This window comes from Curtobacterium sp. PhB78 (genome assembly GCF_003751685.1).
In the GTDB taxonomy this organism is placed as follows: domain Bacteria; phylum Actinomycetota; class Actinomycetes; order Actinomycetales; family Microbacteriaceae; genus Curtobacterium.
Map to the genome: position 1 here is coordinate 299,488 of NZ_RKIA01000003.1, position 19,195 is coordinate 318,682.

Annotated in this window: 28 protein-coding genes; all 28 read left to right on the top strand. The window is 67.1% G+C overall.

The window, feature by feature from the left end; all coding sequences use genetic code 11:
- The first annotated feature begins 3 nt into the window (after nt 1–3).
- The 28 genes from rpsG to map all read left to right on the top strand — a co-directional run bounded on the left by rpsG (nt 4) and on the right by map (nt 19,158).
- Nucleotides 4–474, top strand: a complete 471-nt coding sequence (rpsG, locus tag EDF53_RS08340) for a 30S ribosomal protein S7 (protein ID WP_055950927.1) — start codon at nt 4–6, stop codon at nt 472–474.
- An 87-nt stretch (nt 475–561) separates the two neighbouring features.
- Nucleotides 562–2,679, top strand: a complete 2,118-nt coding sequence (gene fusA / locus EDF53_RS08345; RefSeq protein WP_111083473.1) for an elongation factor G — start codon at nt 562–564, stop codon at nt 2,677–2,679.
- 147 nt (nt 2,680–2,826) lie between these two features.
- Nucleotides 2,827–4,014, top strand: coding sequence for an elongation factor Tu (gene tuf / locus EDF53_RS08350; RefSeq protein WP_123293136.1), 1,188 nt, complete (start codon nt 2,827–2,829; stop codon nt 4,012–4,014).
- A 205-nt stretch (nt 4,015–4,219) separates the two neighbouring features.
- The gene (locus EDF53_RS08355; RefSeq protein ID WP_123293138.1) at nt 4,220–5,197 is read left to right on the top strand and encodes a DNA topoisomerase IB; all 978 of its coding nucleotides are present in this window, start codon (nt 4,220–4,222) and stop codon (nt 5,195–5,197) included.
- Between the two features lie 79 nt (nt 5,198–5,276).
- The gene (locus tag EDF53_RS08360) at nt 5,277–6,104 is read left to right on the top strand and encodes a DarT ssDNA thymidine ADP-ribosyltransferase family protein (RefSeq protein ID WP_123293140.1); all 828 of its coding nucleotides are present in this window, start codon (nt 5,277–5,279) and stop codon (nt 6,102–6,104) included.
- A gap of 510 nt (nt 6,105–6,614) precedes the next feature.
- Nucleotides 6,615–6,923, top strand: a complete 309-nt coding sequence (rpsJ, locus tag EDF53_RS08365) for a 30S ribosomal protein S10 (RefSeq protein ID WP_017885534.1) — start codon at nt 6,615–6,617, stop codon at nt 6,921–6,923.
- Nucleotides 6,924–6,935: 12 nt separating this feature from the next.
- A complete protein-coding gene (gene rplC, locus EDF53_RS08370) occupies nt 6,936–7,592 on the top strand; it encodes a 50S ribosomal protein L3 (RefSeq protein ID WP_027466731.1) in 657 nt (218 codons plus the stop codon).
- A gap of 2 nt (nt 7,593–7,594) precedes the next feature.
- Nucleotides 7,595–8,254, top strand: coding sequence for a 50S ribosomal protein L4 (rplD, locus tag EDF53_RS08375; RefSeq protein ID WP_111083469.1), 660 nt, complete (start codon nt 7,595–7,597; stop codon nt 8,252–8,254).
- Nucleotides 8,251–8,550, top strand: coding sequence for a 50S ribosomal protein L23 (gene rplW / locus EDF53_RS08380; RefSeq protein WP_111083468.1), 300 nt, complete (start codon nt 8,251–8,253; stop codon nt 8,548–8,550). Before rplD ends, rplW begins: the two co-directional genes overlap by 4 nt.
- Nucleotides 8,551–8,568: 18 nt before the next feature.
- Nucleotides 8,569–9,408: a 50S ribosomal protein L2 gene (gene rplB, locus EDF53_RS08385; RefSeq protein WP_111083467.1), complete on the top strand. Its 840-nt coding sequence runs from the start codon at nt 8,569–8,571 to the stop codon at nt 9,406–9,408.
- Between the two features lie 11 nt (nt 9,409–9,419).
- The gene (rpsS, locus tag EDF53_RS08390; protein ID WP_017885529.1) at nt 9,420–9,701 is read left to right on the top strand and encodes a 30S ribosomal protein S19; all 282 of its coding nucleotides are present in this window, start codon (nt 9,420–9,422) and stop codon (nt 9,699–9,701) included.
- A gap of 25 nt (nt 9,702–9,726) precedes the next feature.
- Complete coding sequence (rplV, locus tag EDF53_RS08395; protein ID WP_111083466.1) at nt 9,727–10,119, top strand: 50S ribosomal protein L22; 393 nt, start codon at nt 9,727–9,729, stop codon at nt 10,117–10,119.
- A complete protein-coding gene (gene rpsC / locus EDF53_RS08400; protein ID WP_017885527.1) occupies nt 10,119–10,931 on the top strand; it encodes a 30S ribosomal protein S3 in 813 nt (270 codons plus the stop codon). Before rplV ends, rpsC begins: the two co-directional genes overlap by 1 nt.
- A 2-nt stretch (nt 10,932–10,933) precedes the next feature.
- Complete coding sequence (gene rplP / locus EDF53_RS08405; protein WP_111083465.1) at nt 10,934–11,353, top strand: 50S ribosomal protein L16; 420 nt, start codon at nt 10,934–10,936, stop codon at nt 11,351–11,353.
- Nucleotides 11,353–11,673: a 50S ribosomal protein L29 gene (gene rpmC / locus EDF53_RS08410; protein WP_111083464.1), complete on the top strand. Its 321-nt coding sequence runs from the start codon at nt 11,353–11,355 to the stop codon at nt 11,671–11,673. Before rplP ends, rpmC begins: the two co-directional genes overlap by 1 nt.
- The gene (gene rpsQ / locus EDF53_RS08415; protein ID WP_111083463.1) at nt 11,673–11,957 is read left to right on the top strand and encodes a 30S ribosomal protein S17; all 285 of its coding nucleotides are present in this window, start codon (nt 11,673–11,675) and stop codon (nt 11,955–11,957) included. The genes rpmC and rpsQ overlap by 1 nt, the downstream gene beginning before the upstream one ends.
- A gap of 31 nt (nt 11,958–11,988) precedes the next feature.
- Nucleotides 11,989–12,357, top strand: a complete 369-nt coding sequence (gene rplN / locus EDF53_RS08420) for a 50S ribosomal protein L14 (RefSeq protein ID WP_111083462.1) — start codon at nt 11,989–11,991, stop codon at nt 12,355–12,357.
- 3 nt (nt 12,358–12,360) lie between these two features.
- Nucleotides 12,361–12,720 (top strand): 50S ribosomal protein L24, encoded by a 360-nt coding sequence (rplX, locus tag EDF53_RS08425; protein WP_111083461.1) that lies wholly within the window; start codon nt 12,361–12,363, stop codon nt 12,718–12,720.
- The gene (gene rplE / locus EDF53_RS08430; protein ID WP_111083460.1) at nt 12,720–13,313 is read left to right on the top strand and encodes a 50S ribosomal protein L5; all 594 of its coding nucleotides are present in this window, start codon (nt 12,720–12,722) and stop codon (nt 13,311–13,313) included. The genes rplX and rplE overlap by 1 nt, the downstream gene beginning before the upstream one ends.
- A gap of 153 nt (nt 13,314–13,466) precedes the next feature.
- Complete coding sequence (rpsH, locus tag EDF53_RS08435; protein WP_017885519.1) at nt 13,467–13,865, top strand: 30S ribosomal protein S8; 399 nt, start codon at nt 13,467–13,469, stop codon at nt 13,863–13,865.
- Nucleotides 13,866–13,871: 6 nt separating this feature from the next.
- Entirely contained in the window at nt 13,872–14,408 is a 537-nt protein-coding gene (rplF, locus tag EDF53_RS08440; RefSeq protein WP_111083459.1) for a 50S ribosomal protein L6, read from the top strand.
- A 2-nt stretch (nt 14,409–14,410) separates the two neighbouring features.
- Nucleotides 14,411–14,785 carry a 50S ribosomal protein L18 gene (gene rplR / locus EDF53_RS08445; protein ID WP_031259041.1) on the top strand — a complete coding sequence of 125 codons (375 nt, stop codon included), beginning with the start codon at nt 14,411–14,413 and terminating at the stop codon, nt 14,783–14,785.
- On the top strand, nt 14,782–15,615 hold the full coding sequence (gene rpsE, locus EDF53_RS08450; RefSeq protein ID WP_123293142.1) for a 30S ribosomal protein S5: 834 nt from the start codon (nt 14,782–14,784) through the stop codon (nt 15,613–15,615). Before rplR ends, rpsE begins: the two co-directional genes overlap by 4 nt.
- On the top strand, nt 15,615–15,800 hold the full coding sequence (gene rpmD / locus EDF53_RS08455) for a 50S ribosomal protein L30 (protein ID WP_173168934.1): 186 nt from the start codon (nt 15,615–15,617) through the stop codon (nt 15,798–15,800). The genes rpsE and rpmD overlap by 1 nt, the downstream gene beginning before the upstream one ends.
- Nucleotides 15,797–16,261, top strand: a complete 465-nt coding sequence (gene rplO / locus EDF53_RS08460; RefSeq protein ID WP_027466723.1) for a 50S ribosomal protein L15 — start codon at nt 15,797–15,799, stop codon at nt 16,259–16,261. Before rpmD ends, rplO begins: the two co-directional genes overlap by 4 nt.
- A 147-nt stretch (nt 16,262–16,408) precedes the next feature.
- A complete protein-coding gene (gene secY / locus EDF53_RS08465) occupies nt 16,409–17,731 on the top strand; it encodes a preprotein translocase subunit SecY (RefSeq protein WP_111083457.1) in 1,323 nt (440 codons plus the stop codon).
- Entirely contained in the window at nt 17,728–18,318 is a 591-nt protein-coding gene (locus EDF53_RS08470) for an adenylate kinase (RefSeq protein WP_123293144.1), read from the top strand. The genes secY and EDF53_RS08470 overlap by 4 nt, the downstream gene beginning before the upstream one ends.
- Before the next feature lie 60 nt (nt 18,319–18,378).
- On the top strand, nt 18,379–19,158 hold the full coding sequence (map, locus tag EDF53_RS08475; RefSeq protein ID WP_243692395.1) for a type I methionyl aminopeptidase: 780 nt from the start codon (nt 18,379–18,381) through the stop codon (nt 19,156–19,158).
- Nucleotides 19,159–19,195: the final 37 nt, after the last annotated feature.

The following is a 19,195-nucleotide window of genomic DNA, read 5'->3' on the forward strand; positions in this document are numbered from 1 at the left end:
TAGATGCCTCGTAAGGGTCCCGCCCCCAAGCGTCCCGTCGTCGCCGACCCGGTCTACGGTGCGCCGATCGTCAGCCAGCTCGTCAACAAGATCCTGCTCGACGGCAAGAAGGGCCTCGCCGAGCGCATCGTCTACGGTGCACTCGAGGGCGTCACTGCCAAGAACCAGCAGGATGCTGTCGTCACGCTCAAGAAGGCGCTCGACAACGTCCGTCCGACCCTCGAGGTCCGCAGCCGCCGCGTCGGTGGCTCGACCTACCAGGTCCCGGTCGAGGTCAAGCCGCACCGCGCGAACACCCTCGCGCTCCGCTGGCTGACCTCGTACGCCAAGGCCCGTCGCGAGAAGACGATGACCGAGCGTCTCATGAACGAGATCCTCGACGCGTCGAACGGTCTCGGTGCCGCGGTCAAGCGCCGCGAGGACACGCACAAGATGGCCGAGTCGAACAAGGCCTTCGCCCACTACCGCTGGTAGTCCCGGCACCGTCCGGGCACCGGTGGTCAAGAACCCCGGCGCCCGGACGGCCGCCAACCTCTCCTACAACTCTTCCGGAGGAACCCTGTGGCACAGGACGTGCTCACCGACCTGAACAAGGTCCGCAACATCGGCATCATGGCGCACATCGATGCCGGCAAGACCACGACGACCGAGCGCATCCTGTTCTACACGGGCATCACGCACAAGATCGGTGAGGTCCACGACGGCGCTGCCACGATGGACTGGATGGCGCAGGAGCAGGAGCGCGGCATCACGATCACGTCGGCCGCGACGACCTGCTTCTGGGACAACAACCAGATCAACATCATCGACACCCCCGGTCACGTGGACTTCACGGTCGAGGTGGAGCGTTCGCTCCGCGTCCTCGACGGTGCGGTTGCCGTCTTCGACGGCAAGGAGGGCGTCGAGCCCCAGTCCGAGACCGTGTGGCGTCAGGCTGACAAGTACAACGTCCCGCGCATCTGCTTCGTCAACAAGATGGACAAGCTCGGCGCGGACTTCTACTACACCGTCGACACGATCATCAACCGCCTCGGTGCGGAGCCCCTCGTGCTCCAGCTGCCGATCGGTTCGGAGAGCTCGTTCGAAGGCGTCGTCGACCTCGTCCAGATGCGTGCACTCACCTGGCGCGGCGACGCCAAGGGTGACGTCGCGATGGGTGCGAAGTACGAGATCGAAGAGATCCCGGCCGACCTGCAGGACCGCGCCGCCGAGTACCGCGAGAAGCTCATCGAGCGCGTGGCCGAGGCGGACGACGTCCTCATGGAGCGTTACCTCGAGGGCGACACCGACTTCTCGGTCGACGAGATCAAGGCCGCGATCCGCGCCCTCACCGTGAGCAGCACGCTCTACCCGGTGCTGTGCGGTTCCGCGTTCAAGAACCGCGGTGTCCAGCCGATGCTCGACGCCGTCATCGACTACCTCCCGTCCCCGCTCGACGTGCCGCCGATGATCGGCCACGACGTCAAGGACGAGGAGAAGGAGATCATCCGCAAGCCCGACGCGTCGGAGCCGTTCTCGGCTCTCGCGTTCAAGGTCGCGGTGCACCCCTTCTTCGGTCGCCTCACCTACGTCCGCGTGTACTCCGGCTCGATCGAGTCCGGCGCACAGGTCATCAACTCGACCAAGGGCAAGAAGGAGCGCATCGGGAAGATCTTCCAGATGCACTCCAACAAGGAGAACCCGGTCGCCAACGTGACCGCTGGCCACATCTACGCGGTCATCGGCCTCAAGGACACCACCACCGGTGACACCCTGTGCGACCCGACCAACCAGGTCGTCCTCGAGTCGATGACGTTCCCGGAGCCGGTCATCGAGGTCGCGATCGAGCCGAACACGAAGGCTGACCAGGAGAAGCTCTCCACGGCCATCCAGAAGCTCGCCGAAGAGGACCCGACGTTCCGCGTCGAGCTCAACGCCGAGACCGGTCAGACGACGATCAAGGGCATGGGCGAGCTCCACCTCGACATCCTCGTCGACCGCATGAAGCGCGAGTTCCACGTCGAGGCGAGCGTCGGCAAGCCCCAGGTGGCCTACCGCGAGACGCTCACCAAGATCGTCGAGCGCTACGACTACACCCACAAGAAGCAGACCGGTGGTTCCGGCCAGTTCGCGAAGGTGCAGATCGCGCTCGAGCCGATGGAGGTCACGAGCGAGAAGGTCTACGAGTTCGTCAACGCGACCTCCGGTGGCCGTGTCCCGCGCGAGTACATCCCCTCGGTCGACGCCGGTATCCAGGACGCCATGCAGGTCGGCATCCTCGCGGGCTACCCGACCGTCGGCGTGAAGGCCATCCTCAAGGACGGCGCGGCGCACGACGTCGACTCGTCCGAGATGGCGTTCAAGATCGCCGGTTCCATCGCCTACAAGGAAGCGGCCCGCAAGGCCGGTCCCGCGATCCTCGAGCCGATCATGGCCGTCGAGGTCCGTACTCCCGAGGAGTACATGGGCGACGTCATCGGTGACCTGAACTCCCGTCGTGGCCAGATCGCCTCGATGGAGGACGCCTCGGGCGTCAAGGTGGTCCGCGCGAGCGTGCCGCTGTCCGAGATGTTCGGCTACGTCGGCGACCTGCGGTCGAAGACCTCTGGTCGTGCGGTCTACTCGATGACCTTCGAGACCTACAGCCAGGTCCCGGCCAAGGTCGCCGAGGAGATCATCGCGAAGAACGCGGGGGAGTAGCGCTCAGCGCTTCTCCACAGGCGGGGGTGCCCGGCGACGGGCCCTTCGCCACCAAGTAAAGTACAGACACACACCGCGCATCAACGGTCGCGAGCCCATCCAGGGCCGGCCGGGGATGACGCTTCCGAGTCCTGAGGAGGACCCACAGTGGCCAAGGCCAAGTTCGAGCGCACCAAGCCGCACGTCAACATCGGAACCATCGGTCACGTCGACCACGGCAAGACCACGCTCACGGCGGCGATCACCAAGGTTCTGCACGACCAGTACCCGGACCTCAACGAGGCCCGTGACTTCGCGCAGATCGACAACGCTCCCGAGGAGCGCCAGCGCGGCATCACGATCAACATCTCGCACGTCGAGTACCAGACCGAGAAGCGTCACTACGCGCACGTCGACGCCCCCGGTCACGCCGACTACGTGAAGAACATGATCACGGGTGCGGCGCAGATGGACGGCGCGATCCTCGTGGTCGCCGCCACCGACGGCCCGATGCCCCAGACGCGTGAGCACGTGCTGCTCGCCCGCCAGGTCGGCGTCCCCTACATCGTCGTCGCGCTGAACAAGTCCGACATGGTGGACGACGAGGAGATCCTGGAGCTCGTCGAGCTCGAGGTCCGCGAGCTCCTCGGCTCGCAGCAGTTCGACGAGGACGCCCCCGTCGTGCAGGTCTCGGCGCTCAAGGCGCTCGAGGGCGACGAGAAGTGGGTCAAGTCGGTCCAGGAGCTCATGGCCCAGGTCGACGAGCACGTGCCGGACCCGGTGCGCGCCACCGACCAGCCGTTCCTGATGCCGATCGAGGACGTCTTCACGATCACCGGTCGTGGCACGGTCGTCACCGGTCGCGTCGAGCGTGGAACGCTCAACCTGAACGCCGAGGTCGAGATCGTCGGCATCCGCGCGACGCAGAAGACCACGGTCACGGGCATCGAGATGTTCCGCAAGCTGCTCGACCAGGCGGTCGCCGGTGACAACACCGGTCTGCTCATCCGTGGCCTCAAGCGCGAGGACGTGGAGCGCGGCCAGGTCGTCGTGAAGCCGGGTTCGGTCACGCCGCACACCGAGTTCCAGGCGAACTCCTACATCCTGACCAAGGAAGAGGGCGGGCGTCACAACCCGTTCTACGCGAACTACCGTCCGCAGTTCTACTTCCGCACCACGGACGTCACCGGCGTCATCACGCTGCCCGAGGGCACCGAGATGGTCATGCCCGGTGACACCGTCGCCATGACCGTCGAGCTGATCCAGCCGATCGCCATGGAAGAGGGCCTCCGCTTCGCCATCCGTGAGGGTGGTCGTACGGTCGGCGCCGGTACGGTCGAGAAGATCCTCAAGTAACTCCGGTTACCTGCCTCAGCGGGGTCGAGCCTTCGGGCTCGGCCCCGCTGTGTCGTTGCCCCGGTCGTCGTGGCAGCGCTCGGAGCCACTGTCGGCCGCTCACGGCCCTGGCGGGCGGCGGACGGGAGGCCCGGGGTACGCCCGCTACGACGGCGTCCGTCCGCCCCGTACGGCGTCCCAGGCACCGGGGAGTTGGCTCGGCCGGGTGACTCGTCTGCGCCGTTCCACGACCTCCGGTCGTGGCTACCACCGTGTCCGGAGCGGCCGCGGCTTCTCGTACCGTGACCCCGACGGTGCGACCGTCACCGATGCCGCGGTGCGTCAGCGGCTCGAGGACCTCGTCATCCCGCCGGCCTGGGACGACGTCTGGATCTCGCCGTACGAGAACGGGCACGTCCTCGCGACCGGCATCGACGGAGCCGGACGCCGCCAGTACATGTACCACCCGTCGTGGCGCGAACGGATGGACCGGATCAAGTACGACCGGGCGCTCGCCCTCGCGGAGTCGCTGCCGGTCGCACGGCGCGGGGTCACGCAGGACCTCCGACGACCGGAACCCGATCGCCGCCGAGCGCTGGCCGCAGCGTTCCGGATGCTCGACCAGGGCTCGCTGCGGGTCGGATCGGAGCGGTACGCCAGCGAGCACGGCAGCCGCGGACTGTCGACCCTGCTGTGCGCGCACGCCCACGTCTCCGGTGACGACATCGAGCTCGACTTCCCCGGCAAGAGCGGGCAGGAGTGGTCGTCGTCGATCCACGACGCCGACCTCGCGACGGTGATCGCCGGCATGAAGCGCCGTGGGCCGAACGCCCGACTGCTGTCGTTCCGCGAACGCCGCGGTGACGAGTGGGAGCCGTTGTCCGCCGAGGACATCAACGCCTACGTCAAGGAGCGTGCTGGTGACGACTTCACGGCGAAGGACTTCCGCACCCTGCACGGCACGGTGGCCGCGGCCGTCGACCTTGCCCAGACCGGTCCGCTGTCGTCGCAGGCGAAGCGGAAGCGTGCGGTGTCCCATGCCGTGAAGGCCGCGAGCGACGAGCTCGGCAACACCCCGACGGTGTGCCGGCAGAGCTACATCGACCCGCGGCTGCTCGACGCCTACGAGCACGGCGAGACCATCGATCCGGCCCGGATCCACGCCGCCGAGTCCGAGGTCCGGGCACTGCTCTACCGACAATGACCCCGGGAGCGTCCGGATGACGTAGCGTTGGTCGACGTGCCGGACCACCCCACACGGCACGGAAGGACCCACAACAGTCGTGACTGACGAGTGCATCCACGGTTTCCCCACCGAGCTCTGCGACATCTGCGCGCCCCGGCAGCGTGAGGAGTCGGCGATCCCAGCCGCTCCGGCGCCACGGCGGACCCGCATCACCACCAACCTGCGCGTCGACCCGCCGGCCTCCGGCCCCGGGACGTCGCTGCGTTCACCGACGTCGCTCCGGTCGTCGTCGGCCGACCTGCCCGAGGCTCGGGTGTTCGCGTCGCTGCGTGCGCACCACGTGACCCACATCGACAACCTCGACGGCATCGTCGGGTCCGGCGCCATCCTGGCGGCCGACCAGGCGGAGCCCGCCGTCGACGTCAGCAGCCCCGAGACCCGGGCCGCACGCGCCGAGGCCGAAGCACCCGACGGCAGCACCATCGCGAGCCACGTGCCCTTCACCCTGTCGCCGGATGCCGTCCGGTGGGACGAACTCCGCACCGGCGCCGTCGGGGAGCGGTGGTCCGACGCCGCCCGACGCACGCGCGCGGTGGACTACGTCGTGCTCGTCGTCCCGGTCTCGGCGTTCGGTGACTCGGTGGTCGTCGCCGACCAGGACGCCGACGCCGACGACGTCCGGTTCGCCGTCGGCCCCGACGCCGGGACGAACCTGATCCGCCGCACCGACTTCTCCGACCCCGAGATGCTCGGACTCGAGCTCCTCGCGGGGCCGAGCGTGCCGTTCTCGTCCGTCGCGGTGATCGGTGTCCCGAACGACAAGGCCCGTCAGACGGTCCGTGCGGTGCTCGCCGACCACGGCGGCCACGCGCCGCGCGTGGCGGTCTTCCCGCCGTGGTTCGTCCCCCCGGTGACGGCCGAGTAACCGTCTCCACGAGCGCCCTCCGGACCATGTCCGGAGGGCGCTCCGCGTTGCGGCGGCGACCCGTGCCTCCAGGCCGTCCGATCCGCGTCGATCCGGGGAAGCGAGCCGGTGTCGACACGCCCGGCACATCGCGACACGCCCGGGTTGCACGTGGGCTCGGGACATGCGAGACTTGTCCGGTTCCGAATTCCCCGCGGGTGCGAGTCCGCAGGATCACTGCTCTGGCAGTGCACAACCCCCCTGTTCAGCAGGGCTGGGTTGGGCCGCAGGCAGCAGAACACGACTCCCCGAGGTCATGACGGACGCGACACTGTTGCGCCCGGAGTGCGAGGAAGTCGATTGCCCACGCTGGACGGCCAAGGTCGCCCGCGCGGTTGACAGGTGAACAGCGGTCATCCCCAGCGGATGCGGCCGGTTGGTTCAGGAAAACAGCACGGTCTGCAGCAATGCGGAGCCGAGCGGCGTCAGGCGGCCTGCGGGTGCGCGGCGCAGAGAGAGGACAAGAGACACATGGCGGGACAGAAGATCCGCATCCGGCTCAAGTCGTATGACCACGAGGTCATCGACACGTCGGCCCGGAAGATCGTCGACACGGTGACCCGTGCCGGTGCAACCGTGGTCGGCCCGGTGCCACTCCCCACCGAGAAGAACGTGATCGCAGTGATCCGTTCCCCTCACAAGTACAAGGACTCGCGCGAGCACTTCGAGAAGCGCACGCACAAGCGGGTCATCGACATCGTCGACCCGACGCCGAAGGCCGTTGACTCGCTCATGCGACTCGACCTGCCGGCAGACGTCAACATCGAGATCAAGCTGTAAGGGGGCTGACCAATGGCGAACTCAACCAAGACCGTCAAGGGCCTCCTCGGCAAGAAGCTCGGGATGACCCAGGTGTGGGACGAGAACAACAAGTTCATCCCCGTCACCGTGATCGAGGTCGGCCCGAACGTGGTCACCCAGATCCGCAACGCTGAGCGCGACGGCTACGAGGCGATCCAGATCGCCGCCGGTGCCATCGACCCGCGCAAGGTCAACAAGCCGGCCGCTGGCCACTTCGAGGCCGCTGGCGTGACCCCGCGTCGCACCCTCACCGAGATCCGGACCAACGACTCCGCTGAGTACACGCTCGGCCAGGAGCTCACCGTGGACGGCACGTTCACGGCGGGCCAGAAGGTCGACGTCGTCGGTACCTCCAAGGGCAAGGGCTTCGCCGGTGTCATGAAGCGCCACGGCTTCCACGGCGTCGGCGCCTCGCACGGTGCACACCGCAACCACCGCAAGCCCGGCTCGATCGGTGCTTCCTCGACCCCGTCGCGTGTCTTCAAGGGCATGCGCATGGCCGGTCGTATGGGTGGCGACCGCGTGACCGTCCTCAACCTCACGGTGCACGCCGTCGACGCCGAGAAGGGTCTGCTGCTCGTCAAGGGCGCCGTCCCCGGTGCTCGTGGCCGCTCCGTCTTCGTCCGCACCGCCGTGAAGGGTAAGTGATCATGGCCACCACGACCGCAACCACGATCGACGTCCTCGACGCATCGGGTGTCAAGTCCGGCACCGTCGAGCTGCCCGCAGCTCTCTTCGACGTCGAGACCAACGTCCCGCTGATCCACCAGGTCGTCACCGCGCAGCTCGCAGCCGCGCGTCAGGGCACCCACAAGACCAAGAACCGCGGCGAAGTCCGCGGTGCCGGTCGCAAGCCGTTCAAGCAGAAGGGCACCGGCCGCGCCCGTCAGGGTTCCGTCCGTGCTCCCGAGCACACCGGTGGTGGCGTCGTCCACGGACCGACCCCCCGCGACTACTCGCAGCGCACCCCCAAGAAGATGATCGCCGCAGCGCTGCTCGGCTCGCTCTCGGACCGCGCCCGCGGTGGCCGCATCTCGGCTGTCGACGGCTTCGTCGAGGCCGATGTGCCGTCGACCAAGGTCGCTCGCACGCTCCTCGAGAAGGTCGCGCCCGTCAAGCACGTGCTGATCGTGCTCGAGTCGAACGACGAGCTGACGCTCAAGTCGATCCGCAACCTGCCGAACGTCCACGCGCTCTCGTACGGCCAGCTGAACGCCTACGACGTCCTCAAGTCGGACGCCGTCGTCTTCAGCAAGAGCGCCCTCGACGCCTTCATCGCGTCGAAGACCGCGAAGGAGATCACCGCATGAGCGGCTTCAACAAGGACCCGCGCGACGTCATCATCTCGCCGGTCGTCTCGGAGAAGAGCTACGCGCTCATCGACCAGGGCAAGTACACGTTCATCGTGGACCCCCGCTCGAACAAGACCGAGATCAAGCTCGCCATCGAGAAGATCTTCGAAGTCAAGGTCGCGAGCATCAACACGCTGAACCGCCCGGGCAAGACCCGTCGCACCAAGTTCGGTCTCGGCAAGCGCAAGGACACCAAGCGCGCCATCGTGACGCTCAAGTCCGGTTCGATCGACATCTTCACGGCTGTCGGCTGAGGACCAGAGGGATAAATCATGGCTATTCGTAACTACAAGCCGACGACCCCCGGTCGTCGCGGCTCGTCGGTCGCCGACTTCGCTGAGATCACCCGTTCGACTCCGGAGAAGTCCCTGCTTCGTCCGCTGCCGAAGACCGGTGGTCGCAACAGCTCCGGCCGCATCACCACGCGTCACATCGGTGGTGGCCACAAGCGCCAGTACCGCGTGATCGACTTCCGTCGCTCCGACAAGGACGGCGTGGACGCCAAGGTCGCTCACATCGAGTACGACCCCAACCGCACTGCGCGCATCGCGCTCCTGCACTACGTGGACGGCACGAAGCGGTACATCATCGCGCCGAACAAGCTCAAGCAGGGCGACGTCATCGAGCAGGGCCCCGGCGCCGACATCAAGCCCGGCAACAACCTGCCGCTGCGCAACATCCCCGTGGGTACCGTCGTGCACGCGATCGAGCTCCGCCCCGGTGGCGGCGCGAAGATGGCCCGCTCGGCCGGCGCCTCGGTGCGTCTCGTCGCCAAGGACGGCCCCTACGCGCAGCTCCGTCTGCCGTCGGGCGAGGTCCGCAACGTCGACGCACGCTGCCGCGCCACGATCGGCGAGGTCGGCAACGCCGAGCAGTCGAACATCAACTGGGGCAAGGCCGGCCGCATGCGCTGGAAGGGCGTCCGCCCGACCGTGCGTGGTGTCGCGATGAACCCGGTCGACCACCCCCACGGTGGTGGCGAGGGCAAGACCTCCGGTGGTCGTCACCCGGTCAGCCCCTGGGGCCAGGCCGAGGGTCGCACGCGCAAGCCGAACAAGCCGAGCGACAAGCTCATCGTCCGTCGCCGTAACGCCGGCAAGAAGCGCAAGTAGGAGTTCAGAAGATGCCACGCAGTCTGAAGAAGGGCCCCTTCGTCGACGAGCACCTGCTCCGCAAGGTCGTCACGCAGAACGAGGCCAACACCAAGAACGTGATCCGTACCTGGTCGCGACGGTCGATGATCGTCCCGAACATGCTCGGTCACACCATCGCGGTGCACGACGGCCGCAAGCACATCCCGGTGTTCGTCACCGAGTCGATGGTCGGTCACAAGCTCGGCGAGTTCGCGCCGACCCGCACCTTCCGTGGTCACGTGAAGGACGACAAGAAGGGCCGTCGCCGCTAACGCGGGGACGCAGAGGAGGAACGAAATGGTGGAGTCGATCGCACGCGTGCGACACATCCGCGTCACGCCTCAGAAGGCCCGTCGCGTCATCGAGCTGATCCGCGGCAAGCAGGCCCACGAGGCGCTCGCCATCCTGAAGTTCGCCCCCCAGGGCGCTTCGGAGCCCGTGTACAAGCTGGTCGCCTCGGCGATCGCGAACGCCCGGGTGAAGGCTGACTCGACGAACAGCTTCCTCGACGAGCGCGACCTCTACGTGAGCCGCGTCTTCGTCGACGAGGGAACGACCCTGAAGCGGTTCCAGCCGCGCGCCCAGGGCCGGGCCTTCCGCATCAACAAGCGCACCAGCCACATCACGGTCGTCCTCGCGACGCCGGAAGAGGCCGAGGCTGCCGCGACGAGCAAGAAGGCGAGCAACTAATGGGCCAGAAGGTCAACCCGTACGGCTTCCGTCTCGGGATCACGACGGACCACGTCTCGCACTGGTTCACCGACAGCAAGAAGGCCGGTCAGCGCTACGCCGACTACGTGGCCGAGGACATCAAGGTGCGCGAGTACCTGAAGAAGACCCTCGACCGCGCCGGTGTCGCTCGCATCGAGCTCGAGCGCACCCGTGACCGTGTCCGCGTGGACATCCACACGGCGCGTCCGGGCATCGTCATCGGCCGCCGCGGCGCCGAGGCGGAGCGCGTTCGCGGTGAGCTCGAGAAGCTCACCAAGAAGCAGATCCAGCTGAACATCCTCGAGGTCAAGAACCCCGAGACCGAGGCCCAGCTCGTCGCGCAGGGCATCGCCGAGCAGCTCTCCGCTCGTGTCGCGTTCCGTCGCGCCATGCGCAAGGGCCTGCAGGGTGCACAGCGCGCCGGCGCCAAGGGTGTCCGCATCCAGGTGTCGGGCCGTCTCGGCGGCGCCGAGATGTCCCGTTCGGAGTTCTACCGCGAAGGCCGTGTGCCGCTGCACACCCTCCGCGCGAACATCGACTACGGCTTCTACGAGGCCCGGACCACGTTCGGCCGCATCGGCGTGAAGGTCTGGATCTACAAGGGCGACATCACGAACAAGGAGCTCGCTCGCGAGCAGGCGAACCAGCGTTCGTCGCGCCCCGAGCGTCGTGGCGGCCCGCGCGGTGAGCGTGGCGACCGTGGCGGCGACCGTCGTGGCGGCGACCGCGGTGACCGCCGCCCGCAGCAGGCCCCGCAGGACGCGCCGGCCGGCGCAGGAGTTGAGGCGTAACCATGCTTATTCCCCGTCGAGTCAAGCACCGTAAGCAGCACCACCCGAAGCGTTCGGGTCAGGCAACCGGTGGTACCAAGGTCAGCTTCGGCGACTACGGCATCCAGGCCCTCACCCCGGCGTACGTGACCAACCGTCAGATCGAGTCCGCTCGTATCGCCATGACGCGTCACATCAAGCGTGGCGGCAAGGTCTGGATCAACATCTACCCGGACCGCCCGCTCACGAAGAAGCCGGCTGAGACCCGCATGGGTTCCGGTAAGGGCTCGCCCGAGTGGTGGGTCGCCAACGTCAAGCCGGGTCGTGTGCTCTTCGAGCTCTCCGGCGTCACCGAGGACATCGCCCGTGAGGCGCTGACCCGTGCAATCCACAAGCTGCCCCTCAAGGCACGCATCATCAAGCGCGAGGAGGGCGACGCATAATGGCGATCGGTTCCAAGGAGCTCCGTCCGACGGAGCTCGACACGTTCGAGAACGAGCGTCTCGCTGACGAGCTGAAGAAGGCCAAGGAGGAACTCTTCAACCTCCGCTTCCAGTCGGCCACCGGCCAGCTGGAGAGCCACGGTCGTCTCCGTGCCGTCAAGCGCGACATCGCTCGCATCTACACCGTCCTCCGCGAGCGCGAGCTCGGCATCCGTGCCACTCCCGCGCCCGTCGAGACCGCCACCAAGGCCAAGAAGACGACGAAGAAGGCTGACAAGCCGGCTGAGTCGACCGAGGCCGAGACCGCCGAGGAGAAGTAATGGCGAACGAAGAGAAGACCTCCGCCGCCCTCACTCGCGGCTACCGCAAGACGCGTCGCGGCTACGTGACCAGCGACAAGATGGACAAGACCATCGTGGTCGAGGTCGAGGACCGCGTGAAGCACGCGCTCTACGGCAAGATCATCCGTCGCACGTCCAAGGTGAAGGCCCACGACGAACTCGGCACCGCTGGTGTCGGCGACCTCGTCGTGATCAGCGAGACCCGTCCCCTCAGCGCTTCCAAGCGCTGGCGCCTGGTCGAGATCCTCGAGAAGGCCAAGTAGGCCTCGGCCTGCTTCGGAATAGGAGACAGCAGTGATTCAGCAGGAATCCCGCCTGAAGATCGCCGACAACACGGGTGCCAAGGAGATCTTGACCATCCGCGTGCTCGGTGGTTCGGGTCGTCGCTACGCCGGTCTCGGTGACGTCATCGTCGCCACGGTGAAGGACGCCATCCCCGGCGGCAACGTGAAGAAGGGTGACGTCGTGAAGGCGGTCATCGTTCGCACCAAGAAGGAGACCCGTCGTCAGGACGGCTCCTACATCAAGTTCGACGAGAACGCGGCAGTGATCCTCAAGGCCGACGGCGACCCGCGCGGCACGCGCATCTTCGGTCCGGTCGGTCGCGAGCTCCGTGACAAGAAGTTCATGAAGATCATCTCGCTCGCGCCGGAGGTGCTGTAAGCCATGGCGAACATCAAGAAGGGTGACCTCGTCCAGGTCATCACGGGCGCGACGCAGGAGCGTGGCGGCGACCGTGGCAAGCAGGGCAAGGTCATCGAGGTCCTCAAGGACAAGCAGCGCGTCGTCGTCGAGGGCGTGAACTTCGTCACGAAGCACGTCCGCGTCGGCCAGACGCAGCGCGGCTCGAAGACGGGTGGCATCGAGAAGCACGAAGCCTCGATCCACGTGTCGAACGTCGCTCTCGTCGACCCGAAGACGAAGAAGCCGACCCGCGTCGGCTTCCGTACCGAAGAGGTGGAGAAGGGCGGGGTCAAGAAGACCGTCCGTGTCCGCTACGCCAAGAAGTCAGGTGAAACGCTCTGATGACTGACACGACTGCAACGACTGAGGCCCCCAAGGCCCAGCCGCGCCTCAAGCAGAAGTACAAGGACGAGATCAAGGCCACGCTCACCGAGCAGTTCGGCTACGCGAACGTCAACCAGGTCCCCGGCCTGGTCAAGGTCGTCGTGAACACCGGTGTCGGCGAGGCCGCTCGCGACTCGAAGATCATCGAGGGGGCCATCAAGGACCTCACGGCGATCACGGGTCAGAAGCCCCAGGTCAACATCGCTCGCAAGTCCATCGCACAGTTCAAGCTGCGCGAGGGTCAGGCGATCGGCGCGCACGTCACCCTCCGCGGTGACCGCGCCTGGGAGTTCCTCGACCGCCTGATCTCCCTCGCACTGCCCCGCATCCGCGACTTCCGCGGTCTCAGCGACAAGCAGTTCGACGGGAACGGCAACTACACGTTCGGTCTCTCGGAGCAGTCCGTGTTCCACGAGATCGACCAGGACCGCATCGACCGTGTCCGCGGCTTCGACATCACTGTCGTCACCACCGCGAAGACGGACGACGAGGGACGCGCGCTGCTCCGTCAGCTCGGCTTCCCGTTCCGCTCCAACGAGCAGACGGTCTAAACTACTTCGGGCGGTGCGGGCCGGAGGATTCACGTCCTCCGGCCCGCACGCACGAACACACCGATCCTGGGGAACCGCCCCGGGATCACTCGATCGCTCAGGTCGGCATTCGTGGAACGGGTGTCGAAACCAGGCGAGAAATGGACGAACATCATGACGATGACCGATCCGGTCGCAGACATGCTGACCAGATTGCGGAACGCGAACTCCGCGCACCACGACGCCGTCGCGCTCCCGAGCTCCAAGCTCAAGAAGAACATCGCCGACATCCTCAAGCGTGAGGGCTACATCAGCGAGTGGAAGGTGGAGGACGCCCGAGTCGGGCAGACCCTCACCATCGACCTGAAGTACGGCCCCGAGCGCGAGCGTTCGATCGCCGGCATCAAGCGCGTGTCGAAGCCGGGCCTCCGGGTCTACGCGAAGTCGACGGAGATCCCCCAGGTCCTCGGTGGCCTCGGCGTGGCGATCCTCTCGACCTCGTCCGGCCTGCTGACCGACCGCGAAGCCGAGCAGAAGGGCGTGGGTGGGGAAGTCCTCGCCTACGTGTGGTGATCGACAATGTCACGAATCGGACGTCTTCCCATCGACATCCCCGCCGGCGTGACCGTCTCCGTTGACGGTCAGAGCGTGGCGGTCAAGGGCCCGAAGGGCGAGCTCGCGCTCGTCATCGCGGAGCCCATCCAGGCCAAGGTCGAGGAGAACCAGGTTCTCGTCACCCGTCCGGACGACGAGCGCGAATCGCGTTCGCTCCACGGCCTGACCCGTACCCTCATCGCCAACAACATCATCGGCGTGACCCAGGGCTACACCAAGGGCCTCGAGGTCGTCGGTACCGGTTACCGCGTGCAGGCGAAGGGCTCGAACCTCGAGTTCGCGCTCGGGTACTCCCACTCGATCACGGTCGAGCCGCCCGCGGGCATCAGCTTCGCGGTCGAGGGCAACAACAAGGTCACGGTCGCCGGCATCGACAAGCAGGCAGTCGGCGAAGTGGCGGCGAACATCCGGAAGCTCCGGAAGCCCGAGCCGTACAAGGGCAAGGGTGTCCGTTACGCCGGCGAGAACGTGCGCCGCAAGGCCGGAAAGTCAGGTAAGTGATCATGGGACTCCTCAAGACACGAGGCAAGAGCAAGGCGGCCGCCAAGGCGCGTCGTCACAACCGTCTCCGCAAGAAGATCACCGGCACCGAGGCTCGTCCCCGTCTCGCCGTCACCCGCTCGTCGCGTCACGTGTTCGTGCAGGTCATCGACGACGCGAAGGGTCACACCCTCGCAAGCGCCTCGACGATGGAGGCAGACCTCCGCTCGTTCGACGGCGACAAGACCGCCAAGGCCCGTCGCGTCGGTGAGCTCCTCGCCGAGCGCGCGAAGTCGGCTGGCGTCGAGGCCGTGGTCTTCGACCGCGGTGGCAGCAAGTACGCCGGTCGCGTCGCCGCGATCGCCGATGGTGCCCGTGAAGGAGGGCTGAACCTGTGAGCGACAACGCGAACACCAACGAAGACGCCAAGACCGAGGCCGTCGAGGCCACGGACGCCGTCGAGACCACCGAGGCGAGCACGGAGGCCCCCGAGGCCACCGAGGCAGCCGCTGAGGGCACCGACACCGCCGCGAAGGGCAAGGAGGCGGAGGCACCTGCCGTCGCCGAGCGTCCCGTCGAGACCGCTGCCGGTTCCGCATCGAACAACCGCGACTCGGCTGACAACCGCGGCCGTCGTGGTGGCGGTCGTGACCGTCAGCAGGGCCGCGACCGCAACAACCGCGGTGGCGACAGCCAGTTCCTCGAGCGCGTGGTGACCATCAACCGCGTGTCGAAGGTCGTCAAGGGTGGTCGTCGCTTCAGCTTCACGGCGCTCGTCGTCGTGGGTGACGGCAACGGCCTCGTGGGCGTCGGCTACGGCAAGGCCAAGGAGGTCCCCACGGCGATCTCCAAGGGTGTCGAAGAGGCGAAGAAGAACTTCTTCCGCGTCCCCCGCGTCGGCAACACCATCCCGCACCCCGTGCAGGGTGAAGCCGCTGCTGGCGTCGTCCTCCTGCGTCCGGCCGGCCCGGGTACCGGTGTCATCGCCGGTGGTCCCGTCCGCGCCGTGCTCGAGTGCGCCGGCATCCACGACGTCCTGAGCAAGTCGCTCGGTTCGTCGAACACCATCAACATCGTGCACGCGACCGTCGAGGCTCTGAAGCAGCTCGAGGAGCCCCGCGCCGTCGCGAGCCGTCGTGGCCTCGACGTCGAGCGGGTCGTCCCGGCTCGTCTGCTCCAGGCCGAGGCCGCAGCACTGCGTGCCGCGACCGAGAAGGCAGGTGCGTGATGGCGACGCTGAAGATCACGCAGATCAAGTCCGTTATCAGCGAGAAGCAGTACCAGCGCGACACGCTCCGCAGCCTGGGTCTCAAGCGCATCGGCCGTACGGTCGAGCGTGAGGACAACGCCCAGAACCGCGGGTACATCGCAACGGTGGCGCACCTCGTGAAGGTCGAGGAGGTCGACGCATGAGCGACGAGAAGAACGAGCGCGTGCAGGTGCTGAAGCTGCACCACCTCCGCCCCGCAGAGGGCGCCAAGAAGGACCGCACCCGTGTGGGTCGCGGTGAGGGCTCGAAGGGCAAGACCGCTGGGCGTGGTACCAAGGGCACGAAGGCCCGTTACCAGGTCCGGGTCGGCTTCGAGGGTGGGCAGATGCCGCTGCACATGCGCACCCCGAAGCTCCGCGGGTTCAAGAACCCGTTCCGGGTCGAGTACCAGGTCGTGAACCTGGACAAGATCTCGGAGCTCTACCCCGATGGTGGCGACGTCACCGTTGCGGGCCTGGTCGCCAAGGGCGCCGTCCGCAAGAACGAGAAGGTCAAGGTTCTCGGTCAGGGTGACATCACCGTGAAGATCACGGTCACGGTCGACAAGGTCTCGGCGTCCGCCGCCGAGAAGATCGTGGCTGCTGGCGGCACCGTCTCCCAGTAACCCCCGTCGGCGGCCCGTGCGTTTGCGCACGGGCCGCCGTTACGGTTTCCTTGACAGTGGCCGGCATCCGCCAGCCTGGTCGGCCCTGCCGACCGACACCGGAACGGCCGCGATCGACGGCCCCGGTCCCAGAAGTTCGGAGTCCTCGTGTTCAGAGCGGTCGCGCGCATCATGCGCACCCCTGATCTTCGCAAGAAGATCGGCTTCACCCTCGCGATCATCGCGCTGTTCCGCCTCGGGTCGTACATCCCGGCACCGTTCGTCGACTACGCGGCCGTGCAGAGCTGTCTCGCCAGCGCCTCGTCGTCCGGCGGTCTCTACGACCTGATCAACCTGTTCTCCGGCGGCGCGCTGCTGAAGCTCTCGGTCTTCGCGCTCGGCATCATGCCGTACATCACGTCGTCGATCATCGTGCAGCTCCTGCGCGTGGTCATCCCGCACTTCGACTCCCTCTACAAGGAGGGCCAGTCCGGTCAGGCGAAGCTGACGCAGTACACGCGCTACCTCACGATCGCGCTGGGCGTGCTGCAGTCCACCACCCTGATCACGGTCGCCCGCTCGGGTGCCCTCTTCGGCACGAACGCGTCGTCCTCCTGCTCGTCGATCATCTCGAACGACAGCTGGTACGCGATCATGCTCATGGTCGTCACGCTGACCGCCGGTACCGGCCTCATCATGTGGATGGGCGAGCTCGTCACCGAGCGCGGCATCGGCAACGGCATGTCGCTCCTCATCTTCACGTCGATCGCGGCGCAGTTCCCGTCGGCGCTCTGGGCCATCGAGCAGTCGCAGTCGTTCGAGCTCTTCCTGTTCGTCATCCTGGTCGGACTGGTCATCATGATGGCCGTCGTGTTCGTCGAGCAGTCGCAGCGGCGGATCCCGGTCCAGTACGCCAAGCGCATGGTCGGCCGACGCACGTACGGCGGCAACAACACGTACATCCCGATCAAGGTGAACATGGCCGGCGTCGTGCCCGTCATCTTCGCGTCGTCGCTGCTGTACCTGCCGGCCCTGGTCGCGCAGTTCAACAAGCCCTCGGACGGCTCCGAGCCCGCGGCGTGGGTCACCTGGATCGAGAACAACCTCGTCTCCGGCGACAACCTGTTCTACATGGTGCTGTACTTCCTGCTCATCGTCGGGTTCACGTACTTCTACGTGGCGATCACCTTCAACCCCGAAGAGGTCGCCGACAACATGAAGAAGTACGGCGGGTTCATCCCCGGCATCCGTGCCGGTCGTCCGACCGCCGAGTACCTCGACTACGTCCTCACCCGGGTGACGCTGCCCGGCTCGCTCTACCTCGGTTTCATCGCGCTCATCCCGCTGGCAGCACTGGCGCTGTTCGGCGCGAACCAGAACTTCCCGTTCGGTGGCGCGAGCATCCTGATCATCGTGGGTGTTGGTCTCGAGACCGTGAAGCAGATCGACTCGCAGCTGCAGCAGCGTCACTACGAAGGGCTTCTCCGTTGAGCGCACGTCTCATCATCGTCGGACCCCCCGGAGCGGGGAAGGGCACCCAGGCCGGACGGATCGCCGAGTCCTTCGGGATCCCGGCGGTCTCGACGGGCGACATCTTCCGCAAGAACGTCGCAGAGGGCACGCCGCTCGGTGTGCAGGCCAAGGCGATCATGGACGCCGGCGACTACGTGCCGGACTCCTTGACGAACGAGCTCGTGAAGTCGCGCCTGAACGAGGCCGACGCAGCCGAGGGGTTCCTGCTCGACGGGTACCCCCGCACGGTCGGGCAGGTCGAGTACCTCGACGCGCTGCTCGCCGAGCAGGGCACCGGGATCGACGCGGTCGTGCAGCTCGTCGCCGACCAGGACGAGCTCGTCGGCCGGTTGCTCAAGCGTGCCGAGCAGCAGGGCCGCAGTGACGACAATGAGGAGACGATCCGTCGTCGCCAGCAGGTCTACACCGAGCAGACCGCTCCGATCGTCGGTGCCTACGGCGACCGCGGTCTCGTCCTCGACGTCGACGGCCTCGGCGCGATCGACGAGGTCGGCGACCGCATCCAGGCGGCGCTGTCGGCTCGCGGGCTCACCGCGGGCGTCTGACCCGGCGTGGTCCGCTTCCGCAAGCCCTCGATCTACAAGACGCCGGACGAGCTCCGCGCCATGGTGCGCCCCGGGCTGCTGACCGCCGAGGCGCTCGACGCCGTGCGTGCGGCGATCCGTCCCGGCATCACGACCGGTGAGCTCGACGCGATCGCCGAGCGGACGATCCGCGACGGCGGCGGGATCCCGAACTTCCAGCTCGTGCCGGGCTACCGGCACACGCTGTGCGTGTCCGTGAACGACGAGATCGTGCACGGCATCCCCGGTGACCGCGTGCTCGCTCCCGGTGACATCGTGTCGGTGGACGCCGGTGCCGAGGTCGACGGCTGGAACGGCGACAGCGCGTTCACCACGGTCGTCCCCGGTGGTGACGCCGAGGTGTCCGCAGCGCGCCAGACGCTCTGCGACACCACGGAGCGATCGCTCTGGCACGGCATCGCGGCGCTCGCCCACGCGAAGAACCTGCACGAGGTCGGTTCCGCGGTCGAGGACGCGATCGACGAGACCGGCGCCTGGGGCATCGTCGAGGACTACACGGGGCACGGCATCGGTCGCTCCATGCACGAGGACCCGCCGGTCTTCAACTACCGCGTCCGCGGTGCCGGTCCGGCGGTGAAGCCCGGCCTGGTGGTGGCCATCGAGCCGATGGTCACCGCGGGCACGATCGACAGCTCGACGGACGACGACGACTGGACCGTCCGCACGATGGACGGCAAGGACGCCGCGCACTGGGAACACAGTGTCGCGGTGCACGCCGACGGCGTGTGGGTCCTGACGGCCGCCGACGGCGGCGCTGCGGGCCTGGCCCCGCTGGGCGTGACGCCCGTCCCGATCCCGTAGGACGGGCCTCCAGGCTGCCTCGGTCGCGACGGCCAGG

What these genes read in the sequence shown, in the direction of transcription:
- rpsG (WP_055950927.1), top strand. Translation starts at nt 4, where the DNA reads ATGCCTCGTAAGGGTCCCGCCCCCAAGCGTCCCGTCGTCGCCGACCCG.
- rpsJ (WP_017885534.1), top strand. Translation starts at nt 6,615, where the DNA reads ATGGCGGGACAGAAGATCCGCATCCGGCTCAAGTCGTATGACCACGAG.
- rplC (WP_027466731.1), top strand. Translation starts at nt 6,936, where the DNA reads ATGGCGAACTCAACCAAGACCGTCAAGGGCCTCCTCGGCAAGAAGCTC.
- rplD (WP_111083469.1), top strand. Translation starts at nt 7,595, where the DNA reads ATGGCCACCACGACCGCAACCACGATCGACGTCCTCGACGCATCGGGT.
- rplW (WP_111083468.1), top strand. Translation starts at nt 8,251, where the DNA reads ATGAGCGGCTTCAACAAGGACCCGCGCGACGTCATCATCTCGCCGGTC.
- rplB (WP_111083467.1), top strand. Translation starts at nt 8,569, where the DNA reads ATGGCTATTCGTAACTACAAGCCGACGACCCCCGGTCGTCGCGGCTCG.
- rpsS (WP_017885529.1), top strand. Translation starts at nt 9,420, where the DNA reads ATGCCACGCAGTCTGAAGAAGGGCCCCTTCGTCGACGAGCACCTGCTC.
- rplV (WP_111083466.1), top strand. Translation starts at nt 9,727, where the DNA reads ATGGTGGAGTCGATCGCACGCGTGCGACACATCCGCGTCACGCCTCAG.
- rpsC (WP_017885527.1), top strand. Translation starts at nt 10,119, where the DNA reads ATGGGCCAGAAGGTCAACCCGTACGGCTTCCGTCTCGGGATCACGACG.
- rplP (WP_111083465.1), top strand. Translation starts at nt 10,934, where the DNA reads ATGCTTATTCCCCGTCGAGTCAAGCACCGTAAGCAGCACCACCCGAAG.
- rpmC (WP_111083464.1), top strand. Translation starts at nt 11,353, where the DNA reads ATGGCGATCGGTTCCAAGGAGCTCCGTCCGACGGAGCTCGACACGTTC.
- rpsQ (WP_111083463.1), top strand. Translation starts at nt 11,673, where the DNA reads ATGGCGAACGAAGAGAAGACCTCCGCCGCCCTCACTCGCGGCTACCGC.
- rplX (WP_111083461.1), top strand. Translation starts at nt 12,361, where the DNA reads ATGGCGAACATCAAGAAGGGTGACCTCGTCCAGGTCATCACGGGCGCG.
- rplE (WP_111083460.1), top strand. Translation starts at nt 12,720, where the DNA reads ATGACTGACACGACTGCAACGACTGAGGCCCCCAAGGCCCAGCCGCGC.
- rpsH (WP_017885519.1), top strand. Translation starts at nt 13,467, where the DNA reads ATGACGATGACCGATCCGGTCGCAGACATGCTGACCAGATTGCGGAAC.
- rplF (WP_111083459.1), top strand. Translation starts at nt 13,872, where the DNA reads ATGTCACGAATCGGACGTCTTCCCATCGACATCCCCGCCGGCGTGACC.
- rplR (WP_031259041.1), top strand. Translation starts at nt 14,411, where the DNA reads ATGGGACTCCTCAAGACACGAGGCAAGAGCAAGGCGGCCGCCAAGGCG.
- rpmD (WP_173168934.1), top strand. Translation starts at nt 15,615, where the DNA reads ATGGCGACGCTGAAGATCACGCAGATCAAGTCCGTTATCAGCGAGAAG.
- rplO (WP_027466723.1), top strand. Translation starts at nt 15,797, where the DNA reads ATGAGCGACGAGAAGAACGAGCGCGTGCAGGTGCTGAAGCTGCACCAC.
- map (WP_243692395.1), top strand. Translation starts at nt 18,379, where the DNA reads ATGGTGCGCCCCGGGCTGCTGACCGCCGAGGCGCTCGACGCCGTGCGT.